Genomic DNA, 6,846 nt, shown 5'->3' on the forward strand with positions numbered 1-6,846 from the left:
CTTTAATGTGATATGTTCTGGTCTATATTCCCCGCCACTTTCAATTAATTGAATTTCCTGTATTAATTTTTGAGCTGATTTTTCACCAATTTCAAATCCAGGTTGATAGACGGAACTTAGTTGGGGTCTGGAAATCTCACACATTTCAGAATCACTAAAGCCAACTATGCAAACTTCTTCCGGGACTTTAATTCCATTGTCTTGGCAGGCCCCTAATGCTCCTATAGATAAAATATCACTAACCCCAAAAATTCCGTCAAAAGTTTGTTTGCTTTTAATTACTCGATCTACAAGCTTGTAAGCTTCATGTCTGGTAATGTGGGGACAGCTCTTGATATAGGAAGTGTTTAGCGGGATGTTGTATTTATTAAGGGCCTCTTTATAGCCATTGAAACGCTCTATTGTATTAAGAGGATCTTTCGGGCCTTTTAGAAAAAGAATTTTTGAACAATCCTGATGAATCAGATGTTCGGTGGCTTGAAAAGCGCCTTCTTTGTCGTTAATAACCACCTTACTTATTGTTTCAGTGTCGAGTACTTTGTCAAACAAAACTAATGGGATATTGAACTCTTTAAAAATTTTAAAATGATCAAAGGATTTGGTTTCATCAGAAAGACACACCAACAACCCATCTACGTGTGATGAGAAAAGTAGTTTTGCATGTTTCTTTTCAAGGTTTAATAATTCTTGAGATTGAGTGAGCAATACTGAGTAGCCTTGCTCTTCGGCTGATTGCATTATTCCTTTAATCACGCTTGAAAAGAAAAAGTGAACCACCTCGGGTATAATTACTCCAATAATGTTGGATTTGTTTTTGCGTAAATTTAGTGCCAGGTTATTGGGGATATAATTGAGTTCATCTACAAGTTTTAGTACAGCAGTTTTCGTTTCCTTGCTAATGTCTGGATAATCCTTTAGTGCGCGGGAAACAGTAGGCACAGAAACACCTAATTTAGAGGCTATTGTTTTCAGAGTTACACGGATTTTAGGCATAAATATAGGGTAAAGTAAAGAGTGAATTCATAAAAAAAGAGTCGGTTTTTATTTAGAAAGATTATAAATTAAAATTTATTTGAAACCGAAATCGATTACGTAATCGGTTTCGTAATTTCATAAAATTACTCACTATTGACTGTTAAACAAATGTTTTTCATGTTTGGGGTGTAAATAATATTTGGCCAGAGTATTATTCCATTATCAGTTTGATAATTATTCAAGTCGATTACTTAAATAATAACCCAATCATGAAACTATTACGAAATAATATTACAAAAACACTTACCATTGCCATAGGAGCATTAATATTTTTCTTTAATGATTTTAATGCTTTTGCTCAAACTTCCACAAAACTTTCAGGAACTATTACTGATGAGCAAACCGGAGAAGCTATTATTGGCGCCCTTGTAAGTTTGGAAGGCACTTCTCTTGGAGCAATTTCAGACTTTGATGGGAAATACAATTTGGAAACAAATTTAGAAGGGGAGCATATCTTGAAGGTTTCTTTTTTAGGGTTTTCAACTATTGAGGAACCTGTAGTTTTAGGACAAGGTGATATTTCCAGAGATTTCCAGATGAGTGCAGACCTTGTCGGTTTGGATGTAGTCATCGTAACAGGTAATACAGATCCTAAAACCGCCATTGAATCAAGTATTTCTGTAAGTTCTATAAGGACAGACCAATTTAATCAGGCAGCACCCAGATCCACTGCAGAAATTTTCAGAAATTTACCTGGAGTGAAAACAGAGGCAACAGGAGGAGAAGGAAATGCAAATATTACTGTCCGAGGAATACCTATTGCTACAGGAGGTGCTAAATTCTTGCAATTACATGAAGACGGACTTCCAGTGATGCAGTTTGGAGATATTTCGTTTGGGAATGCTGATATATTTTTAAGGGCAGATAATACGATTGATAGAATTGAAGCTTTAAGGGGAGGTTCTGCATCAGTACTCTCAAGTAATTCTCCTGCAGGTGTCATCAACTTTATTAGTAAATCAGGTAAAGTTGAAGGAGGTTCTGTTGGAACCACAGTAGGGATGGACTATAATACTTTTAGGACTGATTTCGAATATGGTGCTCCAATTGGAGAAGACATGAACTTCCACATTGGAGGGTTTTGGAGACAAGGAGAAGGTCCAAGAGATGCAGGATACAATGCAAATTCAGGGGGACAAATTAAAGCTAATTTGACCAAGAAATTTGATAAAGGTTTTGTTAGACTGTATTTCAAGCATCTCAATGACAGGTCTATAGGATATCTTCCGATGCCTGTTCAGGTAACAGGGTCAAATAGCTCTCCTGTATTAGGGAATGTCAATAATTTCAACGCATTAAGTGGAACTCCTCATTCACCCTATTTAATGACCAACTTGAGTATGGGAGCAGATGGGAACTTAAGGAGAAGTAGTATTCAGGAAGGTATGAATCCTATATCCACTGCGATTGGCGGAGAGTTTAACTTTTACCTAGGTAATGATTGGTCCATTGTCAATAAATTCAGACAACAATTTAATACGGGGCGTTTTGTGTCTCCATTCCCTTCAGAAGTTGCAGATGCCCAGTCAATGGCTAATTCAATTGGTGGAGATAATTCGGTCTTGAGTTATGCAAATGGCCCAAATGCAGGAAATGTCATAAATAATCCATCTGCTTTGAATGGTAATGGTCTGGCTATGAGAATTCACCTTTTTGATGTGGACTTTAATAATTTCAATAACTTTTCCAATGATTTACAATTGTCAAAGGAAATGGACAATGTAAACTTCACTTTTGGTTTTTATAAAGGCATCCAGCATATCAATATGTCATGGCTGTGGAATTCTTACTTAATGGAAGTTAATTCCACAAATGCAGCTTTATTGGACGTTTCAAGTGCAGATGGCAACACCACCTTTACAGAAAATGGCCTTATTGCTTATGGGGTTCCTTTTTGGGACAACTGCTGTACCAGAAATTATGATGCAGTTTATGATGTAAATGCACCTTACGTAAATACCAGTTTTGAATTCGGAGATCTTTCTGTAGATGCAGGTTTAAGATATGATTATGGTAGCGCTTTTGGTACCTATGCAGGTGCTGTACAATCTGCTATAGATATGAACCGAGATGGAATGATTTCAGTGCCGGAGCAAAGCGTTTCTTCAGTAGATAATGCAAATGCAAACCCCATTAATTACGATTGGAGTTACCTTTCTTACTCTTTAGGTTTAAATTACAAAATCTCAGATAGTCAGGCAGCTTTTGCTCGGTATAGCCGTGGGGGCAGGGCCAATGCAGACAGGTTATTGTTTGGACCAGGAATAGCCGCTGACGGATCTGCTGTAGGTGGATTAAATTCAGATATGGTTACGCAAATGGAAGCCGGCTTCAAATATAAATCACCTAAAATTGGAATTTTTGGAACAGCATTTTATTCGAATCTCGAGGAACAAAATTTTGAAGCAACTACTCAACAGTTTTTTGACAGAGAGTATACAGCTTTAGGACTTGAACTAGAAACAGCAGCAAGATTCGGTAAGTTTGATGTGAGAGGTAGTGTTACATGGACCAACGCTGAAATTTCAAAAGATAAATTAAACCCTGAAATAGAAGGGAATACCCCAAGGAGACAAGCAGATTTTATCTATTATCTAACACCATCTTATAATTTTAAAAAGGGTACAGTAGGATTTAACCTTATAGGTACTACTGATATGTATGCACAAGATAACAACGATTTGGTAATGCCGGGATATACGCAAGTGAATGCTTTCGCTTACTATGATATCGTTGAAGGACTTTCGATTGGTGTTAACTCCAATAACTTGTTCAATGCATTTGGATTGACAGAGTCAGAAGAAGGGTCTATTAGAGATGGAGTTACGAATGTGATTCGTGCCAGATCCATCAATGGCCGCACAACCTCTGTTGCACGTAAGTTTAAATTTTAGGCATATGATTGGGGGGGTGGTCAGAAATGACTGCCCTTTTCAATCTAGAGAATTAGATCGTGAAAAACCAGATACAACTAATAACCTATGCCAATAGGCTTGGCGACAATGGATTAAAAGGAATCCATAAATTACTTAAGAACGAATTTAAAGATGCATTTGGAGGGGTTCATTTATTGCCTTTTTATTTCCCAATTGACGGTGCAGATGCCGGGTATGACCCAATTGATCACACAAGGGTAGACGAGAGGATTGGTTCATGGGAGGATGTTTCCAAAATAGGTGCAGATTTTGATGTTTTGGGAGATATTATCGTAAACCACGTTTCTGCCCAATCTAAGGAGTTTAAAGATGTGGAAGAAAAAGGTGTTGATTCCCCATTTTTTGATTTGTTCTTGACCAAAGAAAAAGTATTTCCTAAGGGGGCTTCGGTGGAGGATATTGAGGCAATTTACAGGCCTAGACCTAGTACGCCTTTTACAAAAAAAACAATTGCTAATGGTGAAATAATTAATTTATGGACTACTTTTACAAGTAACCAATTGGATATAGATGTTTTGCATCCATTGGGAGAAAACTATTTGAACTCTATACTTGAAAAATTTAGTCAGGCTGGTATTAAGATGATCAGATTGGATGCTGCTGGATATGCAATTAAGAAGGCTGGTACTTCTTGTTTTATGCTTCCAGAAACCTATGAGTTTCTTGATAAACTTGCAGGAAAGGCCAAACATTTAGGAATGGAAGTATTGGTGGAAATTCATTCTTATTATCGAGAACAGATTAAGATTGCTCAGAAAGTTGATTTTGTCTATGATTTTGCCTTGCCTCCTTTAGTGCTTCATAGTATTAGAAGTAAAAGATTTACTGAATTAAAAAACTGGTTGGAAATAAGCCCTAGAAATTGTGTGACGGTGCTGGACACACATGATGGGATAGGTGTGATAGATGTTACCGGGAGTAATGGTCAACCAGGGTTATTGACTGATGAAGATGTTGATCTTTTGGTTCAAAGTATTCATAAAAATGCCAATGGACAAAGCCTTGAAGCAACCGGAGAAGCAGCGTCTAATCTTGACCTTTATCAGGTCAATTGTACCTTTTATGATGCACTCGGTAAAAACGATAAGGACTATTTGATTGCAAGGGCCATTCAGTTTTTCTGCCCAGGTATACCTCAAGTTTACTATATGGGATTACTTGCCGGAGAAAATGACATGGAGCTGCTGAGAAAAACAAAAGTAGGCCGTGATATTAATAGACACTATTATGGAGATGAGGAAATAAAGGGTGGTTTGGAACGAGATGTTGTCAAATCCATGATTAAGATAATGAAATTTAGAAACAACCACCCTTCCTTTAATGGTGATTTTATTATTGAAAAAAGTGATTCCGATGTCCTTATCTTGACCTGGGTTAATGGTGAGTTCAATTCAACGCTTATTGTTGATTTCGAAGAGGATTTATTCAGAATAAATTATTCGGACAGCAAGGGTACCTCTATGTTTGAACCATTCTAGAACAAGCCAATGAGCAATAAAATCAAATTATCGTTTTGGCAGATTTGGAACATGAATCTCGGATTCTTTGGTATCCAGTTTAGTTTCGGACTTCAACAAACAGCGGTCAACCCTATTTTTTCATTTTTAGGAGCAGACCATGCCCAGCTTCCATTATTGAATTTGGCAGGTCCTGTAACGGGACTGATCATCCAACCTATAATAGGAGCCATTTCTGACAAAACCTGGGTGCCTGGCTGGGGCCGAAGAAAGCCTTTCTTTATGATAGGTGCGATTATAGCAAGCCTTAGTTTGTTTGCTTTCCCTTACAGTTCAGAGCTATGGTTTGCAGTAGGCTTACTTTGGATACTTGATGTTGGGAACAATACAGCCATGGAACCTTACAGGGCTCTGGTGGCTGATAAGTTACCTGACGAGCAACTGACGTTTGGTTTTCAAATGCAAAGTCTTTTCGTAGGCGCAGGAATCACAATTGCCAACTTCTCTATATTTTTGTTTCAGATCTGGTTTTCCCATAATGAAACAAGTACGGGAATTTGTGACCCTTCCTCAGCTATGGCTTCTGGTATCCCAATTTGGGTGTATTATTCTTTCTTCCTAGGGGCAGCTGCTTCATTGGGTACCATTTTTTGGTCAGTAATCAAGACCCCTGAAATCCCTCCCTCTGAAAAAGAGCTGGAGATATTGAAACGCAACAAGGACATACCTTTTTTAAAAAAAGCAACTGCTCCTATTTTGGAAATTATTGAGGCAATTGCCGATATGCCAAAATTGTTGAAAACATTATCTGTAGTCTATTTATTTCAGTGGTATGCCTTGTTTATCTACTGGCAATTCATTACACCGATGTTGAGGACCTCTATATATGGAATTAGCAATAATGATATATTAAAATTTGAAACGATCAAAGCGCTGTGCATGAGTGGCTCGGTTGTAAGTCCGGCTGATTTAGAATTTGCTGAAAGAATACAGCGATTGTCTGAACAGGCATTGGCACAGACCGGTCTGATGAACGGGACTTATAATCTGGTTACCATGATTGTGGCCCTGGCTCTTGTGCCCTTTGCAGCTCGATTCGGTAATAATTTTGTATACGTTACTAGCCTATTTCTAACAGGTATAGCCATGTTAGTACTACCATTTATTCAGGATGAAATTTTATTGCTTCTTCCCATGGTTTTATTGGGAATCGGTTGGGCTACTATTATGGGAGTGCCTTACTCTATGGTGTCTAAAGTTATTCCACAAGAAAGAAGAGGGGTGTATATGGGGATTGTAAATATGATGATCGTTGTGCCTATGTTTATCCAAACCTTAACCTTTGGCCCTATCATTCAGAATTTGCTAAACGATAACCCTATTAATGCCATCCTCTTTGCAGGAGGATCATTTATGGT

General features: G+C 37.8%; 4 protein-coding genes. 3 read left to right on the plus strand and 1 reads right to left on the minus strand.

Annotated elements, in window-relative coordinates:
• The coding region (locus AAC037_RS16835; RefSeq protein ID WP_339904183.1) for a LacI family DNA-binding transcriptional regulator at window positions 1–993 on the minus strand (993 nt) is incomplete at its 3' end.
• A 251-nt stretch (window positions 994–1,244) separates the two neighbouring features.
• Here AAC037_RS16835 and AAC037_RS16840 point away from each other — a divergent pair.
• The 3 genes from AAC037_RS16840 to AAC037_RS16850 form a co-directional block, all read left to right on the plus strand.
• Window positions 1,245–3,929, plus strand: a complete 2,685-nt coding sequence (locus tag AAC037_RS16840) for a TonB-dependent receptor (RefSeq protein ID WP_339904185.1) — start codon at window positions 1,245–1,247, stop codon at window positions 3,927–3,929.
• A 59-nt stretch (window positions 3,930–3,988) separates the two neighbouring features.
• On the plus strand, window positions 3,989–5,449 hold the full coding sequence (gene gtfA, locus AAC037_RS16845) for a sucrose phosphorylase (RefSeq protein WP_339904187.1): 1,461 nt from the start codon (window positions 3,989–3,991) through the stop codon (window positions 5,447–5,449).
• Window positions 5,450–5,458: 9 nt separating this feature from the next.
• The coding region (locus AAC037_RS16850) for an MFS transporter (protein WP_339904189.1) at window positions 5,459–6,846 on the plus strand (1,388 nt) is incomplete at its 3' end.

The organism is uncultured Cyclobacterium sp., from assembly GCF_963976465.1.
Classification (GTDB): domain Bacteria; phylum Bacteroidota; class Bacteroidia; order Cytophagales; family Cyclobacteriaceae; genus Cyclobacterium.